Below are 19,481 nucleotides of genomic sequence, written 5' to 3' on the forward strand. Positions count from 1 at the left end.
ATTCAATTTCAATTCCAAATGCTTTCAGGAGGCAAATTTATGGCAACCATCACTTTTATCGGCGCCGGCCAAATGGCATCCGCCCTCACGTTTCCCGTTTTCGAAAACGGTCATGAAGTCCGGCTTGTCGGCACGCCCCTCGACCGCGACATCATCGACGGCCTGCGGCGTAACAATTTCCACATCACCTTGAAGCGCACGCTGCACGACGGCATCAAATATTATCAGGTTGAAGAAATGCGCGACGCCATCGACGGCGCCGATGCGATTCTCGGCGGCGTCTCGAGCTTCGGCGTCGATTGGTTCGCCGAAGAAGTGCTCCCTAAAATCCCCCGGAACGTACCGCTGATCTCCGTGACGAAGGGCATGATCGACCGAGAAGACGGCACGATGCAGACCTATCCCGAATTCTGGGAAAGCACCGAAGCCGGCAGCAAACTGAACATCAACGCGATCGGCGGCCCCTGCACCAGCTACGAACTGGCCGACAAGGACGACTCCGCCGTGACCTTCTGCGGCCGCGACATCGAAACCCTGCGCACTTTAAAGGGTTGGTTCACCACCGATTATTATCACGTCAGTCTCTCCACTGACGTCGTCGGTGTGGAATGCGCCGTCGCTCTGAAAAACGCTTACGCGCTGGGCGTTTCCCTGGCCGTCGGGCTGGCCGAAAAGCGCGAAGGCATCGGCGCGCTGCACTACAACTCCCAGGCGGCTCTCTTTGGCCAGGGCGTTCGCGAAATGCGCCAACTCCTGAAACTGGTCGGCGGCGGCGGCGACAATATCGTTTTGGGAGCCGGCGACCTCTATGTCACCGTGTTCGGCGGGCGCACCCGCAAAATCGGCACCCTGCTCGGCCGGGGCCTGAGCTTTGACGACGCCATGGCGGAGCTGGCCGGGGTCACCCTCGAGTCCATCGTCATCTCCACCCGTATGGCCCGTGCCGTGAAAAAACGGGTGGCCGCCGGCAAGGTAGACGCGGCCGATTTCCCCCTGCTCCTTCACGTCGACGCCATCATCAACGGCGACGAACCCGTCAACATCCCGTGGAAGGCCTTCGAAACGGAAACCGTGCTTTAAGCCTGAAGTGCTTATAAAAAAGCAGCTCTCACGAGCTGCTTTTTTGCGCCCAATCGGCCATCACTGACCGATGGTAAAGCTGTCCACAGTTTTCATATCATAACCAAACCCCGAACCGACATCATCAACCGTACCCTTCACGGTAATGGTCTTCCCGACCTGACTTTTCGTAATCGCATCGCGGTCTTCCTGCTTGGTCAGCCAGCAGGTAATGTCCGCCCCATATTGAAAATCACTGGCCGTCACCTTGAAATTGGAGCCGTAGGGATCGATGGATTTGATCACCCCGGTAATCTCGAGAGGCTTTCCTTCGTATTGTTTTTCAGCAGCGGTCGCATCGTTCAGCCATTGTTTAAGCAAATCGCCGGCCGTCACCTTGGTGTAGGTCGTTTCCGTTTGAGTAACTTTCTTTTTCTTGGGCGCCGCCGCTTTTTTCTGCTCAAGAACACCGTCGAGCAAACCAATCTGCCAGGCCGCAAACGCGGCGGCTGCGATCACCACCAATACGATCAGCGGGTAGATCCAGTTATGAGAGCGTTTGGACTGATCGCCTGCACCCGACACCGGCTTTAGTTTTTCCGCCGTTACCCGGGCTTTATCGCCCACCACCACTTCTTTGGGTGGGGCTGCTGGAACCACCAGCGCATCGCATCTCGGCTGGGCAGATCCGTCTGGTGCCGTTTCATCCCAAGCGAACAGATCTGGCGAATCCTGTTCCATTGACACATTATCACCAGTATCCGTAGCAGGCACCTGTGAATCGGAGTCTCCCTGTCCTTCCGCCATCACCTGATCCAGCTCCGAAAGGCCCGCAGCGGAAAACTGTTTCGTCACCGGCTGCCCGGAAAAAACCCGGGCCACCGCTTTTTTATAAACAGCCATTCCCCGCTCGGAGCCCATCATTAGAATTTCTGTTCGATCGCCTGCGGCTGCAATGTGCATCTCGATAGGCTCTCCTTCGGCAGCTGCTGTGATTACCCCCCGGCTACGATCCGCCATGATCTCGTCAAAGCCCGCTGATTCCAGAGCAGCTAGACTATTGGTCATCCAGAGTTCTGCAGATCCTCTGGCCTTTAAACGTTTTTTCATGCGGTTCCCCTCTATTAATTTTATCTTTTTAATCATATCATCGATAATGTTTTCAAACAATAGTTTTAGCAACATTTCTTATCTCCGGTAGCCTTTTTACCCAAAAAACGCAAAAGATGCCGGCAGGTGAACCCCGACATCTTTTGCGCTTATTAGGATCCCGATCGCTCGGGATGGACCGTGTGCTTCAGCACGTCACCATTATACCCATTGGGGTATTGGTTGTCAATAAAATCTATATTCTTCCTCTGATAAACAGATGTAATTTTTGCATTCCAAACTCATCTTTATTTTTACAAAAATAAAAATATTTGTTGTTTATCGAAATATTTTACCTTTATTTCGATTATTTCTATTAGATTTAAGAATATTTGTAAAAATCAACTTGACATCTACTTACAGTCCTCCTATAATGAGATTGTCTTAAAATGTTTTCATCTATTATCTTTCCAAGCAAACAACAATTTTCAAATACGGAGAAATACATGAAAAAAATAGTCGATGACGAGCGTCTCATGATTAAAATCTGTGACATGTACTACAATCAAGATATGAATCAAAAGACCATTTCGTCCAAATTGGGCCTATCCCGTCCGACCATTTCCCGTATCATCAGCAATGCCAAGGATAACGGCATTGTAACTATTTCCATTAAAAATCTCGAATCGACCAATTATGTCGAGCTTGAACACGCCGTCGAAACCATCTACAACCTCAAAGAAGTGATCGTCGTCGATCACAAAAGCAATCCCGAGACCCAAAAGAAAGAGCTGGGCCGCGTGGCCGCCGATTATCTCACCCGCATCATCAAAGACCATAACGTCGTCGGTGTTTCGATGGGCTCTACCCTTTTTGAAGTCGCCGAGCATATTCACGATGCCACAGCCAAAAACGTTTTTTTCGTGCCGTTGATCGGCGGCATGGGACATCTGCGCAGCGAGCTCCACTCCAACTCCCTGGTCGAGGCGCTTGCCCGCAAGTTCAACGGCAAATTCATTCCCATGCACGCGCCGGCGCGCGTTGCCAATCGCACCATCCGCAGTGAATTTCAAAATGAAGCCAGCATTTCCCGGGTCATTCGGGAGTGCGACGACCTGGACGTGGCCATTGTCGGTATCGGCACCCCCAATAAAAGCTCTGCCATCATGGCGACGGGCTATTACACCGATGCCGAGATGAAACACATGCAATCCGTCGGCGTTATCGGCGACATCTGCATGCAGTTCTACGACGCGAGCGGCAGCACGACCCCCTTTAAAAAACAGAACACCGTCATCGGCATCGAAATCAAAAAACTGCGCAAAGTGCCCCACGCCATCGGCATCGCCACCGGCCTCGAAAAAGTCCCTGCCATCAAGGGGGCCATCAACGGACGTTATATCAACACCCTTATCACCGATATTGACTGCGCCAGAGAGCTGGCGCAGAACAATTAATATATTTTTCCCATTCGTCTTTTCAATTTTTAGTATTTTTAGCTCAAAGGAGAAACTCATGAACGAAATCCTGAATCTGCCCATTAACGACATGGCGCGCACCGAATTTGACTGCTCGTGCGGCAAGCACCACAATTTTTCCATCCACGATGTGGCCATCGGCAGCGGCGCCATCGAAAAATTGCCGGAAATTGCGGCCCCCTTCAAGGAAGGACAGATTCTGATGGTATATGACAACAACACCTACGCAGCCGCCGGTAAAAAGGCCCATCAGCTGATGGCCGATGCGGGATTTAACGTCAAGGAGCTCCTCTTCGACCGCGGTGACGACGTGCTCGTTCCCGATGAAGTTGTGGTCGGTCGCATCCTGCAGGAGCTCTCCGGCCCCACCCCGGAAGACACCAGGCTCATTGTCGGCGTCGGTTCCGGCTCGATCAACGACTCCTGCAAATACGTGTCTTTCCACTGTCACCTGCCTTACATCATCGTTGCCACCGCGCCCTCGATGGACGGCTATGTATCCGACGGCGCGCCGCTGATGGCTGCCGGCCGCAAAATTTCCTATCCGGCCCATCTGGCCTACGGCGTCATCGGCGACACCGACATCATGAAGGATGCCCCCCAGGAATTGATCGCCGCCGGCTTCGGCGACGTGGTGGGCAAGATCACCGCCATCGCCGACTGGGATCTGGCCGTGAAGGTCAAAGGGGATTATCGCTGCGACACCTGTGTCGAGCTGGTGAACCGCGCGCTGGAAAAATGCTTCTCTAAAGCGGATCTTTTACCTCAGCGCGACGAAGAAGCCACCAAATATCTGATTGAAGCCTTGACCTTAACCGGGGTGGCCATGGCGCTCATTAAAATCTCCCGCCCGGCTTCTGGCGCCGAACATATGCTCTCCCACTTCTGGGAAATGGACTACATCGCCCGCGGCCTCAACCCGATTCACCACGGCCTGCAGGTCGGCGTCGCCACGCCAGTCATCGCCCGCTTCTTTGAAGAACTCGCAGATATCCTACCGGAAGGCACCGGCGACCTCTGCCCATCCCACAAAGAAATTGAAAAGCTGCTGGCCGGCGGCGGCGCGCCGGTCACCCCTAAGGACATCGGTCTGTCCCGGGAACTCTTCCACGCCAGTCTCATCGGCGGCTACAAGGTGCGTCCGCGCTATTCCGTGATGGAATTCGCCGCAGAGCACGGCCGTCTCGAAGCCATCGCCGACAAAATCACCGCCGAATACTACGGCTAAGACTAAAATTCACAAGCCAATCGCCTAAATTTTCTGCCCACTGTGGCCAATTCGCCGCGGTGGGTGTATAACTACATTGAGCTGTAAACGTCATTCTTAATAACCAAAGGAGAAACCATGCTACCCAAAAGCCAAGCCCTTGACGGCGTCAAATTGTTCGTTTTGGATATGGACGGCACCGTTTATCTCGGCAACAACCTCATCGACGGCTCCCTGGACTTCATCCGCCAGGTCGATGCCGATCCGAAGCGCGATTTTATTTTCTTCACCAACAACGCATCCCGGGTTCCGGAAGTCTATGTCGACAAGCTGGCCAAGATGGGCCTGACAGTTACCAAGGATAAAATCGTCACCGCCGGGGATGTCTGCGCCGAATTCCTCGAAGAAAACTATCCCGGCGCGAAGATTTACCTCAACGGGACGCCGCTGCTCGAAGACAACTGGCGCAAACGCGGCCTCAACCTCGTCGACGACGACCCGGACGTGGCCGTGCAGAGTTTCGACACGACCCTGACCTACGACAAGCTGGACAAAATCTGCCGCTATGTGCGAAACGGGGTGCCTTTTATCGCCACCCATATGGATACCAACTGCCCAACCGAGGATGGCTATATGCCCGACTGCGGCGCCATGTGCACCCTGATCACCGACTCCACCGGCGTGCGCCCCCGCTTTCTCGGCAAACCGTGGAAGGAAACCGTCGACATGATCACCGCCATCACCGGCTACCCGAAGGAAACCATCGCCTTTGTGGGAGACCGGCTTTATACCGACGTGGCCACCGGCGTGAACAACGGCGCCAGGGGCTTCCTCGTGCTCACCGGCGAAGCCGATATGCAAACCGTCGCCGAATCCGACGTCGAGCCCACCTGCATCTACGAATCGCTGAAGGAAATGCGCGAATACCTTTAATCTGCAGGCCATCCCTGGGCTATCAATCATTTAAAACCGTATAAGGAGAGAGCAATGGCAAAATACATTATCGGTGTCGATTTCGGCACTTTATCCGCCCGGGCCATTCTGGTCGATGTCGCTACCGGCGAAGAACGCAAAAACAGCGCGGTGCACGAATACCGCCACGCCGTGATGGAAACGGCCCTGCCCGACGGCACCCCGCTGCCCGTGGACTACGCCCTGCAGGATCCCCGGGACTACCGCGAATCCCTCGGCGCCGTCATCCGGGATGTCATGGTGCGCAATAATGTCCGACCGGACGATGTCATCGGCCTGGGCATCGACTTCACCGCCTGCACGGTGCTGCCCGTCGACAAAAGCGGCGAACCCTTGTGCTACCGAGACAAATATAAAAGCGATCCCATGGCCTATGTGCAGTTATGGAAGCACCACGGCGCCCAGGAGTATGCCAACCGCCTGACGGAGGTGGCCGCCATCCGCGGCGAAACCTTCCTCGCGCGCTACGGCGGCAAGGCCTCCTCGGAAACCCTCTTCCCCCGGCTGTGGAAAATCTGCATGGAAGATCCGGACCTTTACGCCGATATGGACGAATACATTGAAGCCGGCGATTGGATTGCCGGCCAGATCACCGGCCGCTATCTGCGCAATTCCTGCGCGGCGGGATACAAGGCGCTTTACAGCGAAACCGAAGGTTACCCCGGCAAGAAATTTCTCGCCGCCCTCGACCCGAAATTTGAAAATGTGGTCGCCGAAAAACTCAAGACGCCAGTGGCGCCCATCGGCAGCAAGGCCGGCGAAATTAACGCAGCCGGCGCCAAACTCACCGGCCTGAACGTCGGCACCGCCGTAGCGGTGCCCATCATCGACGCTCACTCCGGCGTGCCCGGCACCCTGAAGGAAGCCGCCGAAAATCAAATGGTGATGATCATGGGAACCTCCGGCTGCCACATGCTGATCAGCAAGGAGGAACACGTGGTGCCCGGCTGCTTCGGCGTGGTAAAAGACGGGATGCTCCCCGGCTTTTACGGCTACGAATGCGGCCAAAGCGGCTTCGGCGATCATATGGACTGGTTTGTAAAAAACGGCGTGCCCGAGACCTACACCCGAGCTGCCCGCGACGCCGACATGGATATCCAGCAATACCTGACCGCCAAAGCCGAAAAGTTAGTCCCCGGGGAAAGCGGCCTGCTCGCCCTCGACTGGTGGAACGGCAACCGCTCCATCCTTGTGGATAACGACCTCACCGGCCTGATGCTCGGCCTGCGGTTGACCACCAAACCGGAAGAAATTTACCGCGCGCTAATCGAAGCCATCGCCTTCGGCTCCCGGGTCATCATCGACAACTTCGAAAAATCCGGCGTCGCCGTCGAAAAGGTCTTTGCCACCGGCGGCATCAGCCAGAAAAACCCGATGCTCATGCAGATTTTCGCCGACATCACGAACCGGCCCTACCGCATCGCCGGCAGTGAGTACGGCGGGGCTTTGGGTGCGGCGGTGCTCGGCTCTCTGGCGGCCGGCTCCGAACGCGGCGGCTACGACAATATCTTCGACGCGACCCGGGTCATGGCCAACCTTGCCGATGTGGAATACACGCCGATTCCGGAAAACGCCGCGGTCTACGACAAGCTCTATCAGGAATTTATCCAGCTCCACGACACTTTCGGCCGAGGCGACAACGACGTGATGAAACGCCTGAAGAAAATCCAGCTCGACGTGATCGCCGGGAAATGATGTCTTAAGAAATAAAAGCCCGGCACTTTAAATGGCACTGGGCTTTCACTTCCAACTCTCCTCTTGCAGGAGAGTTTTTTTTATTCCCCCGAACAATCCCCAAAAAACTTTTTAAACCATTTGACTCTCCGGCCGCTGGAGCTGTTACTTTAAATTTAACGGACTAAAACGCGCGTGCATCCGCCGTTACGGGCATCAGCAAAACCAAAGGAGAGTGGAAAACAATGAGTGTAATTCTGACGGAAGACCAGAAAATGATTGTGGAATTAGCTGCGGACTTCGCCAAACAGGCCATCGCTCCCATCGCCGACGAGATGGAAGCGGCCGGCAAGATTCCGGCGGCTGTCATCGCGCAGATGGCGGAGCTCGGCTTTATGGGCATCAACATCCCGGAGGCCTACGGCGGCACCGGCATGGGCGAAGAAGTGAAGGCACTGGTGATCGAAGAGATCGCCAAGGCGGACGCCAGTGTGGCCGAGCTGCTTTCGGTGCACACCCTGAGCTCCGACATCATTTTAAAGCACGGCACCGAAGAACAAAAGAAAAAATATCTGACCAGGGCCTGCAGCGGTTGTGTGGGTGCTTTCGCATTGACTGAGCCCGGAGCCGGATCCGATGCGGCCGCCGCCAGAACCAAGGCCGTCCCCGACGGCGACGATTACGTGATCAACGGCGCGAAATGCTTTATCAGCAACATGGGTAAAGACGAAGGGGATTACGTGATCCTCATCGCGCTGACCGATCCGGAAAAGAAAACCCGCGGCATGTCCGCCGTCATCGTGGACCGGGGCACGCCGGGCTTTAGCGTCGGCAAAGCCGAGGACAAAATGGGTCTGCGCGCCGCGCCGGTTTCTGAGCTCATCTTCGAAGACTGCCGCGTGCCCAAAACGCAGCTGCTCGGCAAAGAAGGCAAGGGCTTCGGTCTTGCCATGGCCGGCCTTGACGGCGGGCGAATCGGAATGGCCGCCCAAGCCGTCGGCCTCGCGGAAGGCGCCCTGGCTGCCGCCGTTCAATACGCCGGCGAGCGGGTGCAGTTCGGCAAGCCCATCAGCGCGAACCAGGGCATCCAGTGGTATCTGGCCGATATGGCCACCAAGACCGAGGCCGCCAAGCTCCTCACGCTCAACGCGGCCAAATTGCGGGAATCCGGCCTGCCGGTGAGCAAGGAAGCCGCCATGGCCAAATATTACGCATCGGAAGCGGCGGTTTACGTGGCTGACAAAGCGCTTCAGATCCACGGCGGCTATGGTTACATGAAGGATTATGCCATCGAGCGGGTTTATCGCGACGCGCGCATCATTCCCCTTTATGAGGGCACTTCCGAAGTACAGAAGATGGTCATCTCCCGCGCGGTGATCGCCGGCAAATAAGCCGCAAAACCTCCCTTCGGCCGACATTTAAAAATTCGTAAATCGTGTTCCTGAGGGCGCCGTTCTTAATCCTCATGGCTCTGACTTTCAATTTCCTGATACTTACAGCCTTCCTGCCGCTCACAGTCACACGCCTGTGTGGCCGTTTCACATGCGCGGGAAGGCTTCTGGCAATCCTCCTGGCTTTTGTATATCATGGATGCGGGGAAAAGCGCCGGTGCGCATTCCAAAGCAGGGGGATCTGATGAAAAAAGGGGTTATTTGGATCGCGGGAATCATGGCCGGCTTGCGCATTGATCGCTACGGCTGCAATCCTGATCGATATTCGGCAATACGGGGATGAAAAAGTCCGTCTCTGGCAGGTAATGGAAGTTAACCTGCGCCATAACACGGTTCAGCTTGAAAGGCACGGCCGGGAAGAACTGTTCCTGACAGATCACGACCAGACCGGCGATGAGGTTCTGAAGCTCGGATGCAAAGCAAAAGATCGCCTTGGGACAGTCGGATATTATACTGCCCCGGACGGGACAGCATTCAGTGTGGAAGACATGAATGAATGGAGTGTCTGGTTTCGCCTGCATCGCATCAAAGGCATTTCATTGAAACAGCCTGGGCTCGGGTCATGATGAGAAATACCGGACCGAATAATCCGCGATCATGCGTGTTCTTGTAAAACCATCATCGAGAGATGTCTTTTATAAAATAATTTTCGATCGTTAATTTCAGGCGCTAAAAGAGGCATTGCCGAATGGCAATGCCTCTTAAAATGGGGGTTTTATCAGTCTTCTTTTTCAATTGCTTTGGCGTTGGTGTGATCCACCGTCTTGTGGACAATTTCGCGCATCTGCGGCCAGGTTTCCATGTAACGTTCCATATAGAACTGATATTCTTTGTGGTTTTCCATGTTCGGGCGATAGGTCTTATCAATGCGAACCATGGTCTTCGCCGCTTCTTCAAAGGAGTCGAAGAGGCCTGCACCCACGCCGGCGATGATGGCATCACCCAGGCAACCGGCACTCTGGTTTTCCACGGTGGTGTGCATCGGCACGCCGATAATATCCGCATGCATCTGCATCCAGAAATCCGAGGTTGCGATGCCCCCGCAGGCATAAATTTCGTTCACGTCGTAGCCGGCTTCATTCATACTGACGATGCAATGGTTGGCCCCATAGGCCACCCCTTCATACACGGCACGGGCTATGTCCGACGTGGATGTCCCGATGGACAGCCCCCAGAACATGCCGCGGGCTTTGGAGTCCGAATACGGAGCGCGGTTTCCCTGGAAATAATCCATCATCACGACGCCGCCGGAACCGATGGGCGATTCCTTGGCCTTTTCGGTGATATAGTCATAAATATTCATGTCGCGGCTCACTGCTTTTTCCATCCAGGAGCCCGGCACCAGGTTGTTTTTAAACCAGGTTAAAATCGCGCCGGCCGCCGTCTGGCCGCCTTCGAGCAGGCTCGTGCCGTCGTACATGCAGTCGGGATACGTCCCGTTGACGCCATCCACGTGGAAATCTTCCTTCGAGAGGCCGAGCAGACAGGTGGATGTCCCGCCGATGAGGGTCATGCCGTTGGGCAGCACCCCGCCGACACCGAACATGCAGGCGTTGCAGTCCGCCGTCCCTTCGACGACGATGGTATCGGTGGACAGGCCAAAGGCCTTAGCCGCTTTTTCCGAAACGTGGCCGACGATATCCCCGACCTTGAGGATTTCTTTCGGCACTTTTTCGAGCACGTCATCCAGGCCGACCGCGTTGAGCAGATCCGCCGGGAAGCCGCCGTTCTTATCGTCGTAGTTCCAGCGGAATGACGCGACGGACATCGAAAGGGTCTTTTTGCCGGTGAGGATCCAGTTAAGCCAGTCTTCAAATTCGAACATGGTTTTGGTCTTTTGCCAATTTTCCGGCTCATTCTTTTTGACCCACATGTTCTTCGGAATCATGGTGTCGGCACGAAAGCTCGGTTTATAGAATTTGGTCGCATCGTACTGGTCGCGGATTTCGTCGATTTCCGCCGCTTCGCCGGCCGCACGCACATCCATCCACAAAATCGGTTTGCGCACGGAATGGTCGTTTTCATCCAAATAGACCAATGTATTGGTGGTGGCATCACAAGTGATGGCAACAATCTCTTCCGGTGCAACGCCGGCCTTGCGGACACAGGCAGGAATCGCTTCCCCCAAAGCCATCAGCCATTCCTGATCGTCCTGTTCAGCCCAGCCATTGTTCGGATAAGTTGTGCCGTATTCCTGGATATCGTAGGCGCGGTTGCGGCCCTGCAGATCAAACAGCGCAACGCGAACGCTCCCGGTCCCGGCATCAATCCCCATTAAATACTTAGACATAATCTCTCCCTTTCTCCTTTTGGATTTAATTGGTAACCATCCTTGTTTGGCGGCTCCACGCCGCCGTGTTTTATTGCGCTTCGCTTTCGAAATCGACGATGCGCTGCACCTTGTTTTTGGAACGACTTTCCGGATCAAAGGTGCAAGACAGATATTCTTTAACCATGCATTTGGCCAGCTCAATGCCGACTACCTGGGCGCCCATCGTGATGATATTGGCATGATTGGAGAGCTCGGCCCGCTGTGCCTGATACACATCGTGGATACAGGCCGCATAAGCGCCTTTGACCTTATTGGCCGCAATGGACACGCCGATCCCCGTGCCGCAGACCACGATACCGCGATCGAATTCGCCGGCCGCCACAGCCTTGGCGCATTTAATGGCCACATTGGCATAGATCGGATCGTCCGAGCCAAAGTCGGTCACTTCGTGGCCCAATTCCTTCACATAAGTCATCAGCTGTTCTTTAAAATCCGATGCATTCGGATCGCATCCAAAAACAATTTTCATTCGTAGCCTCCTGTTTTGTTATCGCGATTGATAATCCTTTACATCGTCTATTCTACCTTCGTGCTGAAATTGTGTCAATTTAATCCGATTTCTTTTTCATAATTTCAAAATCACCGGGCAAATATCTTATTTTACATTTTTTTACAAAAATAATCTCCAAATCCCGCCCGCTCTTAATTTGGAGCATAGCAAAAAGACCATCGGCATCTCAATGGTCTTTTTAATTGATTTTACTGCCAATCCGCCTATGCTGCGTGATTGCTCCGCGCACCTTGTTTTAGCGTTGAGCTTTTTAATCTCTGACTGCATCTGCAGCCATATGATTTTTGATGATGCCGGGGCGATGTCTCGCCGGTCAAAGCAAGCGGCTCCAAAGAACCGCTTGCTAAAAATCACCGCGTTCTTCGTCACTTACCCCAGCTTCCACCCCACGGCCTGTTCTCTTGCCGCCACAAAGCGGCGGTAGATGCCGTCCTCTTGCATCAGGGTCTCGTGACGGCCGCGCTGCACAATACGCCCCTGATCCACCACCAGAATCTGGTCTGCATGGCGCACGGTCTTCAGGCGATGGGCGATCATCAGGATCGTCTTTTCCCGGGTAAGCGCCGCGATGGCGGCCATCAGTTCCTTCTCGTTTTCCGGATCGACATTGGCCGTGGCCTCGTCGAGAATAATAACGGGCGCATCCTTCATGATGGCCCGGGCGATGGCAATGCGCTGACGCTCCCCGCCGGAAAGGCTGGCGCCGCCCTCTCCGACGACGGTCTCATAGCCGTCGGGCAATGCCACAATAAAATCGTGACAGCAGGCCGCCTTCGCCGCGGCGATCACCTGATCCATCGGCGCGTCAGGCTGGCCGAAGCGAATGTTGTTGGCAATGGTGTCCCGGAACAGATAAACGCCTTGAAACACGAAGCTGAAATTTTCCATCAGACTGTCCATGCTGTAATCGCGCACATCCACGCGGTCGAGCGTAACGCTGCCGCTGTCGACGTCCCAAAAGCGGGCGATGAGATGGCACAGCGTCGTCTTGCCGCCGCCGGAGGGACCGACGATGGCCGTCGTGGTCTTTTCGGGAATCGTCATGCTGATCCCGTCGATGATGGTCTGCTTGTCGTAGGCGAAGCGGATATCGTTCACCGCGATGTCGTGAGTTGCCGGCGTGCGGGCCGCCCCGTCGATATCCATGGGTTCAAGGTCCAAAATCGCCTGAGCCTTGTCCACACAGATATCCACATTGCGCAGCAGCGACGAATAATTGCCGGCACTTTCCAGACTCGCGTAAATCATGAAAGCGCAGATGAGCATCACGATGCAGACGAGCAGATCCATGGTGCCGCCCAGGTAAAAACGAATGGCCAGCACGCTCATGGCGACACCGGTGAGCTTGGCGATGGCACTCTGCAGGGTCATATAGGGAATAAAGCGAAACTCGCAGGCCGCGTTGACCGCGACGTTGTCGTCGATGGCGGCGTTGAGCTTGCGGCTCGCGCTACCGGTCAGCTGATAGCTTTTAACCTCCGCCATCCCCTGAATATATTCGAGAACCTTGGTCACAAGCTCGGTGTCCGACGCGTTCTTCTTTGGCGCCATAACCTTGCCCTGACGCTGCAGCAGTGCATTGGCGCCAAAGAATACGGCGATGCCTGCCAGCGTCACCAGGCCGATGCGCCAGTCGTAAAACAGGAGCATGAGCGCGATGAGCAGCGTTGTCAGAACGCCCTGGGTCGTCATCATCACCACGCGGGTCGCGATATTGGCCAAGGCTTCCATGGTGTTGGTCGTCACCGAGGTGATGGTGCCCAGGCTGTTGTCATTAAAATAACCCATGGGCAGATAGCGCAGATGCTCGGCGATTTCGATGCGCTTGTTGGCGCAGGTTTCATAGCCCGCCTCCGTCTGGAGCATGGTGGCCTTGTTTTTAATGAGCACCTGGCCGGCGATGCTCACCACCATGATGCCGAAGCCCGCAGCTACCGTCATAAGGCTCACCCGGCCTTCAAGCACCGCGCCGAGCATCACCGCCACCGCCGGAATCTTGAGTGCTTCAAAGAACGCCTGAATCACCCCGCAAGCAATGGACCTATGAAACTTGCGGCGATTCTTCTCGCCGCAGAATGCGAAGAACTTGCGAAAAATTTTAAGCATGGGCTTCGTCTCCTTCCTGATCGTCCCCGGCATCCAGCCGATCGCGCACCGAAATATGCGCCTCCCACATCTGACGGTACAGGCCGTTCTCGGCAAGCAGAGTCTTGTGGGTGCCGCAGCTGTCGAGGCGGCCGTCTTTAATGACGAAAATCTGATCGCTGTCGGCAATGGTGCTCAGTCGATGGGCAATCACGATGAGGGTCTTGCCTTTCACGAGCCTTCCCACCGCCGCCTGAATCACCGCTTCGTTTTCCGGATCGGTGTAGGCTGTGGCCTCGTCGAGGATCACGATGGGCGCGTCCTTGAGCATGGCCCGGGCGATGGCGATGCGCTGGCGTTCTCCGCCGGAAAGCGCGCCGCCCGCATCGCCGACCACGGTGTCGTAGCCGTGCTCAAGCCCCGTGATAAAGTCGTGACAGCCGCTGGCCTTTGCCACGGCGATCACCTCGTCATCCGTCGCACCGGCGCGTCCCATGCGGATATTCTCGCGGATGGTGTCGTCAAAAAGGAAATTGTCCTGCGACACATAGGCCACAAGCCGATGATAATCTGCCGGGGGAATGGCGCGGATATCCACCCCGCCGATGGTGATGCGCCCGCCGTCCGCGTCCCAAAGAGACGCGATGAGCTTGGCCAGCGTGGACTTGCCGGAGCCGGACGGCCCGACGATCGCATTGACCGTGCCCGCAGCCATGGTCATGCTGATGCCATGAAGCACTTCCGCGTCGTGATAGCCGAAGGTTACATCGGTGAGCACCACGTCCCGCCCGTCGAGCGGCGTGGTCAGCACCGCCGGCCGATGCTGCTCATCCTGCTCGAGAATGGCGCTGACCTCGCCGACGATGGTGCCCATCTGGGCCAAATCGTCACTGTAGGACATCACAGTGATCAGCGGCGTCAACGTGCCGAAGGACAGAATAATGATCAGAATAAAATCCGCCGCCGAAAGGCTCCCCGCGCGAAAGAGCAGTCCGCCGACGGGCAGAATCGCCACCAAAGACGCCGGCATAATGGCCATCGCTGCGGTGAAATAGCCGTTGCAGCGGCGCATCCAGTCAACAAAGCAGCTGGCCCCTTCCCGGGCAGCCACCACAAAACGATCGTAGGATTGCTCAGCCTTGCCAAAGGCCTTGATCACCTCGATGCCTCCGATGTATTCCACCGCCGTATCGTTGAGCGCCTTGGTTTTATCCACCGTGTTTTTAAAATCGGCCTCGTAGCCGCGCATCATCCCGGCGTAACAAATCAGTCCGACCGGGATCGTCAGCAGCGACGTCAGCCCCATGCGCCAGTCGATCACAAAGATCGCGACGGCCAGCACCAGCGGCGACACCAGATTCGCCGTGAATTCCGGCACGATGTGCGCCAGCACGGTTTCGATGCTGTCGATGCGCTCGACCACCGTATTCTTCAGGCTGCCCGACGAAAGATCTTGCACCGTGCCCAGGGGCAGGCGCGCCAACTTGTCGCACACCCGCTTGCGCACTTCTCCCAGCACGGCAAAGGTCGTCTTATGAGACAGCGTGGTGGACAGCGCGTGACAAAGCACCCGCCCGATCCAAAACAGCGCCATGATGCCGCAAATTCGGCCGTACACCGCGAAATCGCGATTGCCGTCAATCAAAAGCTGCACGATGCGCGCGATGCACACGTAGGGCGCCAGCCCCAAAAGCACGCCCAAAACCGCCGCAAGCACACTGGCGAGATAATTCCCGCGATGTCCCGCGGCAAATTCCCCAAGCCACTGCAAGGTGCTTTTTCTCCGTTTGGCCGTTGCCTGTCGTTCATTCTTCAAGTGAATGTCCCCCTTTCTTTTCAGAGCCTTCTGCCGTCACGCTCTGCTTCATCAGGCGCAGCCGCTCCTGCTTGCGATAGGTCAGCGGACTCACGCCATAAACTTTTTTAAACATACTGCCGAATTTTGTCTGACTGGCATAGCCCACGGATGCCGCGATATCCGCCACCTTTTCCCGGGTGCCCGACAACAGTTTGGCCGCCCGCTTCATCCGCTGCGTTCGTTGATAGACCGCATAGCCGCAGCCGTAAACATTGCAGAAATAATTTTTCAGACTTGACGCACTGATGCCAAAGCGCGCTGCCAGCTCTGCCGCTGGGTGGCGCACCTGCAGATCCGACACGATGATTTGCTGCACGGCCTTGGCGATTTCCACCTGGGTTTTGGGATAGTAAATCTTCCCCGCCTCCACCAGCGCCGTCTCACGCTCGGCCAAGAGCAGCAGCCACTCCATGATCTTCACCGCGATGAGCTGCCGGCTTTTCCTCTGCGCCAGATAGTCCCGCAGCGCCTTTGCCGTCCGGGCGAGCGGCACATCGGCCAGATAAATACGCGGCGCATCAACCGCCTCACAGCGTTCAAACAATTGCCGGGGCACCGCGAAGGATTCCCCCAACACTGAAAAGGCCGTTTGCCAATCGCCGTCCAGCCGAACCGCCAGCTCAATCCCTTCGTAATCCGCTTCGGGATAATAGAAACTCCCTGTCGATTTGCCGTTATCCACCACCAGCTCCCCGCCCGATAAATAGGTTGTCTCGCCGCTGTGCAGCGTCACTTCGCAGCGGCCGCAAAAACAGTGGTTCACAGTGAGCGAAGGCGCGTCTGCCGCCTTGAATGTGAATCTGGGGATGCGCGTGCTGTGAATATCAATATCAAAAAACCAGAAACCCGGCGCCAACGCCAATACCCGAAGCAGGCCGGCCTCGCCGCCATCCCCCGGCAGCGGGATGAGCGCGGCTCCGGTCCGCCTGTCCTCGCGCACCCCGGGAAGCCGCAAAAGGGTACGCGGATTTAAATCAATAACCGCAGTCATCCATCGTCACCTTTCTGTCGCAGCAAACCTGCATCCACTCGGCATCATGAGTCGCCACGATAACGGTCTTCCCCATCGCCTTAAGCCGCGTCATCAAAGCCGCCATCTGGCGCATATGCCGATCGTCCAAACCACTGGTGGGTTCATCAAAGAGCAAAATCTCCCGCTCGGAAGCGACGGCACAGGCCACTGCAAGACGCTGCTTTTGCCCGCCGGACAACGACATGGGATGCTTGTCGCGATACGGCAGGAGATCCACCGATTCCAGAATAGCCGCCGCGCGCTCATGCGGTGCAGACGTGCGCGCCGGCAGTCCGAGGCACACTTCCTCCAGCACGCTTTCCGAAAAAAGCTGATGATCCGCGTCCTGCATGACCAGAAAAGTCATCTGCTGGCGCTGACGCCGGCCGAAGGATCGTCCGCGGTAGTGCATGACACCCTTGCATCGCCGCTCCAGGCCGCACAAACAGTGCAGAAAGGTGGTCTTGCCCGCGCCATTGGCGCCAACCAGCGCCGTGATCTGCCCGGCCGCAATGTGCAACTCATTCATCGCCAGCACCGGCTTGCGGGCACTGTGGCGCCGCTCAAAAAATCCGCTTCGATAATCGAAATGAAAATTTTGGAGCATCAGGCAGTCCTCTTCCGGCAGGACCGCCGGCAGCGCAACGGCCCGGGGCGAAATCAGCCGCGTGGTCCGCAGACCGGCCGCCCCATCGTCGCAAGCCGCCAGACGGTCGCAGGCCGCCCGGTCGAGCACCCGCACGATGCGCCCCGCCTCGAGCACCGCCGCCCGGTCGATCAAATCCCAAAGATAAGCCAGGCGATGTTCCGCCGCCACAATGGTTTTGCCGGCGTCCCGCCAGATTTGAATCAAAGCGCGCAACTGCATCGTCGCCCCGAAATCCAAATTCGCCGAGGGCTCATCCAGCAGGATGACCGCCGGCCGGGCCACGTCCACCGAAGCGCAGGCAATCTTCTGCTTTTCGCCCCCGGACAAATGAAAGATGTTGCGGTCGATCAGCCTCTCGATATGAAAGCGGGCGGTCGTCTCTTCGATGCGCTTTAAAATCTCGGCTTCAGCCATGCCCCGATTCTCGCAGGCAAACGCCAGCTCGCTGGTGGTGTCCACATTAAAAAACTGCGTCCGGGGATTTTGAAAGACCGTCCCCGACGACGACGCAATCTCGTCCAAGCTCCTGCCGGCGAGAGATTCGCCGTTTACACGGATTGTTCCGGTCAATCGCCCCGGATAATAATGGGGGATCAGCCCGTTGATCAGCCGCAAAAGCGTCGTCTTGCCGCAGCCCGACGGGCCGGTCAACAGTACGAACTCCCCCGGCTGAATCCTCAGGCTCACATGATCAAGCCGTCCGTCGTCGTCTCTTTCCGGGATCGGCGCCTCGAGCAGCGCCGCGCTTTCCGAAGCATATTCAAAACAAACATCCTCCAGCACTACCATAAAGCCACCCCCAGCGCGCTGAGCAGCCAGCAGCCGAAGGCCGCCGCACAGATGGCCAACAGGATCCCATCCTACAGACGAAAGCCAATGCGGCAGATGTTCGTCCGCGGAGCGCCGGAGCCCAGGCCGCGGATCAGCGCCGAGGCCGAAAGCTCGTCGCCAATGCGCAGGCAGCACATCAGCACGGGGATGATACGATATTCCAGCATCTTCGCCGGACCGGTATTTCCCAGGCGAAGGCCCCGCATGCGCATGGCGTTATTCACTGCGGTCACCTCTTCGCCGACGGTCGGAAAGAAGCGAAACATCACCGAGAGCGGGATGGTGATGAGATCGGGAATGTGCAGCCTCGAAAGCGCAGCAATAAACGCGCTGACCGTGGTTGTCGTCACGACATAAACCGCCATCAGCACGCATGGAATGAGCCCCATCACAATACCGTATAAAATGAAACACAGCAGATAAACACTGCCGGAAAGATACAGCTCTGCCAAACGCCACAGACCCCAAACGCCAAAAAACACCACGACGCCGAAAAGCGCCTGGCGGATGCGGCGGGCCTGTAGCAAAAGCACCAGCGGAATGAGCGGTAGGATCACCAAAAACGGACCGGCCGATGCGCCGCCGGCTCCGCCCATCAGAAAGGTGGGCAGAGTAATCAGCAGCGCAAGCTTGGTTCTTGGATCTAAAAAGTGATTCATCAAACAATGCCCGCTTTAACAAAATGTTTCTTCATCAGTTTGACCCCGATCCATCCGCCGAGCAAGCCGAAAACAAAACAGCAAATCAAAAGCGCCGGCGCTGTCCACAGCTGAAAAATGCTTTTTGCCGCGGCGATATAATCCGCCCCATAAGACGATTTCTCCCAGTACTGATCCGCCTTAAAGATCAACGGGATAAAGCTGCCAAATACCCAGCAGCTGAAAAAGCCGTAACCGATGATATCTTTTTTGATGCTTTGGTATCCCCCGCTTCTCACCACCCACTCGGCGATAAGGCCGACCACGATATTAAGCGGCATCGCGTACCACCCCATGCCCGTAAGCATCAGGATGATCCCGAGCAAAATCTCCATGATAAGAATCATCCCGAATTTTTGTACTTTCGTAACAAAAAGCATCCACGGAATGCCGATGCAAAGCGGCATCAGAACGCAATACAGCGGCATGAGAAAGGGAATAAACCCGATAAACGAAATTGCCATTTCAATCACAAAAATAATGGCTGTAAAAAGGCCGATATTGATAAGATCTTTTCCCCCGATGCGGGTCGCTTTCCTTGATTCCATAAATCCTCCTGTCAGGCGTTATCATGC

At 56.0% G+C, this 19,481-nt stretch carries 17 protein-coding genes; 7 read left to right on the forward strand and 10 right to left on the reverse strand.

Annotation, left to right across the window (positions count from 1 at the left end; genetic code table 11):
* Positions 1–39: 39 nt before the first annotated feature.
* The gene (locus tag V3C63_RS04790; RefSeq protein ID WP_329886674.1) at positions 40–1,080 is read left to right on the forward strand and encodes a glycerol-3-phosphate dehydrogenase; all 1,041 of its coding nucleotides are present in this window, start codon (positions 40–42) and stop codon (positions 1,078–1,080) included.
* A gap of 60 nt (positions 1,081–1,140) precedes the next feature.
* On the opposite strand, the gene V3C63_RS04795 is transcribed toward V3C63_RS04790, so the two are convergent.
* Positions 1,141–2,169: an OB-fold protein gene (locus V3C63_RS04795; RefSeq protein WP_329886675.1), complete on the reverse strand. Its 1,029-nt coding sequence runs from the start codon at positions 2,167–2,169 to the stop codon at positions 1,141–1,143.
* Positions 2,170–2,654: 485 nt separating this feature from the next.
* Here V3C63_RS04795 and V3C63_RS04800 point away from each other — a divergent pair, with 485 nt between their 5' ends.
* The 6 genes from V3C63_RS04800 to V3C63_RS04825 all read left to right on the forward strand — a co-directional run bounded on the left by V3C63_RS04800 (position 2,655) and on the right by V3C63_RS04825 (position 9,496).
* Positions 2,655–3,605, forward strand: a complete 951-nt coding sequence (locus V3C63_RS04800) for a sugar-binding transcriptional regulator (protein WP_329886676.1) — start codon at positions 2,655–2,657, stop codon at positions 3,603–3,605.
* Positions 3,606–3,663: 58 nt separating this feature from the next.
* Complete coding sequence (locus V3C63_RS04805; RefSeq protein ID WP_329886677.1) at positions 3,664–4,854, forward strand: sn-glycerol-1-phosphate dehydrogenase; 1,191 nt, start codon at positions 3,664–3,666, stop codon at positions 4,852–4,854.
* Between the two features lie 117 nt (positions 4,855–4,971).
* On the forward strand, positions 4,972–5,766 hold the full coding sequence (locus V3C63_RS04810) for an HAD-IIA family hydrolase (protein WP_329886678.1): 795 nt from the start codon (positions 4,972–4,974) through the stop codon (positions 5,764–5,766).
* 54 nt (positions 5,767–5,820) lie between these two features.
* On the forward strand, positions 5,821–7,500 hold the full coding sequence (locus V3C63_RS04815; RefSeq protein WP_329886679.1) for a ribulokinase: 1,680 nt from the start codon (positions 5,821–5,823) through the stop codon (positions 7,498–7,500).
* A gap of 224 nt (positions 7,501–7,724) precedes the next feature.
* Positions 7,725–8,870, forward strand: coding sequence for an acyl-CoA dehydrogenase family protein (locus V3C63_RS04820; RefSeq protein WP_329886680.1), 1,146 nt, complete (start codon positions 7,725–7,727; stop codon positions 8,868–8,870).
* Between the two features lie 293 nt (positions 8,871–9,163).
* Entirely contained in the window at positions 9,164–9,496 is a 333-nt protein-coding gene (locus V3C63_RS04825; RefSeq protein ID WP_329886681.1) for a hypothetical protein, read from the forward strand.
* A 152-nt stretch (positions 9,497–9,648) separates the two neighbouring features.
* Here V3C63_RS04825 and V3C63_RS04830 read toward each other — a convergent pair whose 3' ends face one another.
* The 9 genes from V3C63_RS04830 to V3C63_RS04870 all read right to left on the reverse strand — a co-directional run bounded on the left by V3C63_RS04830 (position 9,649) and on the right by V3C63_RS04870 (position 19,454).
* On the reverse strand, positions 9,649–11,220 hold the full coding sequence (locus V3C63_RS04830; RefSeq protein ID WP_329886682.1) for an FGGY-family carbohydrate kinase: 1,572 nt from the start codon (positions 11,218–11,220) through the stop codon (positions 9,649–9,651).
* Positions 11,221–11,290: 70 nt separating this feature from the next.
* Entirely contained in the window at positions 11,291–11,731 is a 441-nt protein-coding gene (locus tag V3C63_RS04835; RefSeq protein ID WP_329886683.1) for an RpiB/LacA/LacB family sugar-phosphate isomerase, read from the reverse strand.
* 141 nt (positions 11,732–11,872) lie between these two features.
* Positions 11,873–12,142 carry a hypothetical protein gene (locus V3C63_RS04840; protein WP_329886684.1) on the reverse strand — a complete coding sequence of 90 codons (270 nt, stop codon included), beginning with the start codon at positions 12,140–12,142 and terminating at the stop codon, positions 11,873–11,875.
* Entirely contained in the window at positions 12,143–13,879 is a 1,737-nt protein-coding gene (locus tag V3C63_RS04845; RefSeq protein ID WP_329886685.1) for an ABC transporter ATP-binding protein, read from the reverse strand. It abuts the gene before it with no gap.
* Positions 13,872–15,674 (reverse strand): ABC transporter ATP-binding protein, encoded by a 1,803-nt coding sequence (locus V3C63_RS04850; RefSeq protein ID WP_329886686.1) that lies wholly within the window; start codon positions 15,672–15,674, stop codon positions 13,872–13,874. Before V3C63_RS04850 ends, V3C63_RS04845 begins: the two co-directional genes overlap by 8 nt.
* Entirely contained in the window at positions 15,664–16,707 is a 1,044-nt protein-coding gene (locus tag V3C63_RS04855; protein ID WP_329886687.1) for a helix-turn-helix domain-containing protein, read from the reverse strand. The genes V3C63_RS04850 and V3C63_RS04855 overlap by 11 nt, the downstream gene beginning before the upstream one ends.
* On the reverse strand, positions 16,691–18,166 hold the full coding sequence (locus V3C63_RS04860; protein WP_329886688.1) for an ABC transporter ATP-binding protein: 1,476 nt from the start codon (positions 18,164–18,166) through the stop codon (positions 16,691–16,693). The genes V3C63_RS04855 and V3C63_RS04860 overlap by 17 nt, the downstream gene beginning before the upstream one ends.
* A 71-nt stretch (positions 18,167–18,237) precedes the next feature.
* Positions 18,238–18,867: an energy-coupling factor transporter transmembrane component T gene (locus tag V3C63_RS04865; protein WP_329886689.1), complete on the reverse strand. Its 630-nt coding sequence runs from the start codon at positions 18,865–18,867 to the stop codon at positions 18,238–18,240.
* Positions 18,867–19,454 (reverse strand): MptD family putative ECF transporter S component, encoded by a 588-nt coding sequence (locus V3C63_RS04870; protein ID WP_329886690.1) that lies wholly within the window; start codon positions 19,452–19,454, stop codon positions 18,867–18,869. Before V3C63_RS04870 ends, V3C63_RS04865 begins: the two co-directional genes overlap by 1 nt.
* Between the last annotated feature and the right edge of the window lie 27 nt (positions 19,455–19,481).

Source organism: Pseudoramibacter faecis, assembly GCF_036289405.1.
Classification (GTDB): domain Bacteria; phylum Bacillota; class Clostridia; order Eubacteriales; family Eubacteriaceae; genus Pseudoramibacter; species Pseudoramibacter faecis.

Coding starts and splice junctions, on each gene's coding strand:
- V3C63_RS04790 (WP_329886674.1), top strand. CDS start 40: ATGGCAACCATCACTTTTATCGGCGCCGGCCAAATGGCATCCGCCCTC.
- V3C63_RS04795 (WP_329886675.1), bottom strand. CDS start 2,169: ATGAAAAAACGTTTAAAGGCCAGAGGATCTGCAGAACTCTGGATGACC.
- V3C63_RS04800 (WP_329886676.1), top strand. CDS start 2,655: ATGAAAAAAATAGTCGATGACGAGCGTCTCATGATTAAAATCTGTGAC.
- V3C63_RS04805 (WP_329886677.1), top strand. CDS start 3,664: ATGAACGAAATCCTGAATCTGCCCATTAACGACATGGCGCGCACCGAA.
- V3C63_RS04810 (WP_329886678.1), top strand. CDS start 4,972: ATGCTACCCAAAAGCCAAGCCCTTGACGGCGTCAAATTGTTCGTTTTG.
- V3C63_RS04815 (WP_329886679.1), top strand. CDS start 5,821: ATGGCAAAATACATTATCGGTGTCGATTTCGGCACTTTATCCGCCCGG.
- V3C63_RS04820 (WP_329886680.1), top strand. CDS start 7,725: ATGAGTGTAATTCTGACGGAAGACCAGAAAATGATTGTGGAATTAGCT.
- V3C63_RS04830 (WP_329886682.1), bottom strand. CDS start 11,220: ATGTCTAAGTATTTAATGGGGATTGATGCCGGGACCGGGAGCGTTCGC.
- V3C63_RS04835 (WP_329886683.1), bottom strand. CDS start 11,731: ATGAAAATTGTTTTTGGATGCGATCCGAATGCATCGGATTTTAAAGAA.
- V3C63_RS04845 (WP_329886685.1), bottom strand. CDS start 13,879: ATGCTTAAAATTTTTCGCAAGTTCTTCGCATTCTGCGGCGAGAAGAAT.
- V3C63_RS04855 (WP_329886687.1), bottom strand. CDS start 16,707: ATGACTGCGGTTATTGATTTAAATCCGCGTACCCTTTTGCGGCTTCCC.
- V3C63_RS04860 (WP_329886688.1), bottom strand. CDS start 18,166: ATGGTAGTGCTGGAGGATGTTTGTTTTGAATATGCTTCGGAAAGCGCG.
- V3C63_RS04865 (WP_329886689.1), bottom strand. CDS start 18,867: ATGAATCACTTTTTAGATCCAAGAACCAAGCTTGCGCTGCTGATTACT.
- V3C63_RS04870 (WP_329886690.1), bottom strand. CDS start 19,454: ATGGAATCAAGGAAAGCGACCCGCATCGGGGGAAAAGATCTTATCAAT.